The 2257-nt window shown below is 44.4% G+C and carries 2 protein-coding genes; one reads left to right on the top strand and one right to left on the bottom strand.

Translation table 11 applies throughout. The annotated features are described in order from the left end of the window. Positions 1-170: 170 nt before the first annotated feature. Positions 171-1061, bottom strand: a complete 891-nt coding sequence (gene ilvY / locus KIO97_RS26740) for an HTH-type transcriptional activator IlvY (RefSeq protein WP_285384427.1) — start codon at positions 1059-1061, stop codon at positions 171-173. Between the two features lie 142 nt (positions 1062-1203). On the opposite strand from ilvY, the gene ilvC reads away from it, so the two are divergent. Further along, on the top strand, positions 1204-2257 hold a 1054-nt coding region (ilvC, locus tag KIO97_RS26745), incomplete at its 3' end, for a ketol-acid reductoisomerase (protein WP_285384428.1).

The raw sequence follows: 2257 nt of genomic DNA on the forward strand, positions 1-2257 counted from the left end.
ACGTAAGTGCTTACTTACTCTCATCGTTTTTCTAGTGCTATTTTTGTTATATGAACAGTGACGTTGCGCTCTTTTTGTGCTGCTCTAGATTTTATGTTCAAGATTGACTGCAAACAAAAAGCCCGGTACTTGTGTAACGGGCTTAAGATTCCTATTTGAGTCAGGTATGTCTACAGGGAGATATACTTACTTTCTGCGACTTCCCATAGGGCTTTCACTAATGGATTTTCTAGTTGGCTCTTGATGCAACAGACCCCGAGTTCAAATGGTTTTATAGGTAGAACCTTGAGTCGATTTATCTTCTCTCTGACAGGGCTGTTGTTGATTACCACATCCGGTGCGATACCTACGCCACAACCTAAAGCCACCATGCTGACAATGGCTTCGTGCCCTGCTACTTGTGCGTAGATATTTGGTTTTATCTTCATTTGCTTAAACCAAACATTCGCTCTTTCTCTTGCTGTGCCTGCTTCTGGGAGAATAAAAGGGATCGTTGACCAATCTGGGGTTTCTTTCTGTAGCTCTTCAGCGAAGCTGCTGACTCCAACTGGCGCTATCACCGATAGGGGAATCTCACTGATTGGTTCAAAGGAGACTTTAGCTGGCAGTTGGTCTGGCTTAGCAGAGATCGCGATATCAGCCTCATCTGCCAATATTTTATCGATGGCTTGCGCTGGATCGCCAGTAGAGAGTTTGAATTCGATAAATGGATGCTGAATGCGGAATTCAGAAATCAGCTCTGGGAGGTGGCTGTAACTTGCGGTTACCGAGCAAAATAAACGTATCTCACCCTTTAACTCGTCTTCTGTCCCTTTGACATAACTTTGGTATTGCTGCCACTCACCTAAGATCTTTAGTGCTACAGGTAATAGCTTCTTTCCTTGAACTGTTAATTCAACACTTCGGTTATCACGCAAGAACAGCTGTTGATGTGTTTCTTCTTCCAATTTCTGGATCTGCCGACTCAGTGCTGAAGGGCTGATATGCATTGCTGCTGCTGTCTTAGCGAAGCTTTTACTATCACATAGATGAATGAATAATTGCAGGCTTTTGATGTTCATTAAATCTTCACTTCCATGTTGCATTAATTGCAATAAGTAATTGTGAATATATCACTTTCAGCAACAGAATGTCTGTTTTAGTATGAACTCATTCGGTAACACAAATACCGACCTCTATGGAAGAATGTTAAGGAGCACCCAGATGGCTAACTATTTCAATACCCTAAACTTGCGTGAGCAATTGGACCAACTTGGTCGTTGTCGCTTTATGGACCGCGAAGAATTCGCATCAGAAGCAGATTACCTAAAAGGTAAGAAAGTGGTCATCGTAGGTTGTGGTGCTCAAGGCCTTAACCAAGGTCTGAACATGCGTGACTCTGGTCTAGACGTTGCTTATGCACTTCGCCAGGCAGCTATTGATGAGCAGCGCCAGTCATTCAAAAACGCAAAAGACAACGGTTTTGAAGTAGGTAGCTACGAAACGCTAATTCCACAAGCTGACCTAGTAGTAAACCTTACTCCAGATAAGCAGCACACAAACGTTGTTGAGACAGTAATGCCGCTAATGAAAGAAGGCGCAGCACTAGGTTACTCACACGGTTTCAATGTTGTTGAAGAAGGCATGCAAATCCGTAAAGACCTAACGGTAGTAATGGTTGCACCTAAGTGTCCGGGTACGGAAGTTCGTGAAGAATACAAGCGTGGTTTTGGTGTACCGACTCTTATCGCTGTTCACCCAGAGAACGACCCTAAAGGCGAAGGTTGGGATATCGCGAAAGCTTGGGCTGCAGCAACAGGTGGCCACCGTGCTGGTTGTCTAGAGTCTTCTTTTGTTGCTGAGGTGAAATCTGACCTAATGGGTGAGCAAACTATCCTTTGTGGCATGCTACAGGCTGGTTCTATCGTATGTTACGAGAAGATGATTGCTGACGGTATCGATCCAGGCTATGCAGGTAAGCTTCTTCAATACGGTTGGGAAACCATCACTGAAGCACTGAAGTTTGGTGGTATCACTCACATGATGGATCGTCTATCAAACCCAGCAAAAGTAAAAGCATTTGAGCTTTCTGAAGAGCTAAAAGAGCTGATGCGTCCGCTATACAACAAGCACATGGATGACATCATCACAGGTCACTTCTCTAGCACTATGATGGCTGACTGGGCAAACGACGATGTTAACCTACTAGGCTGGCGTGCAGAAACGGGTGAAACTGCTTTCGAAAACTACCCAGAAACTGACGTAGAAATCTCTGAGC

Source organism: Vibrio sp. B181a, from assembly GCF_030248375.1.
Taxonomy (GTDB): Bacteria; Pseudomonadota; Gammaproteobacteria; order Enterobacterales; family Vibrionaceae; genus Vibrio; species Vibrio campbellii.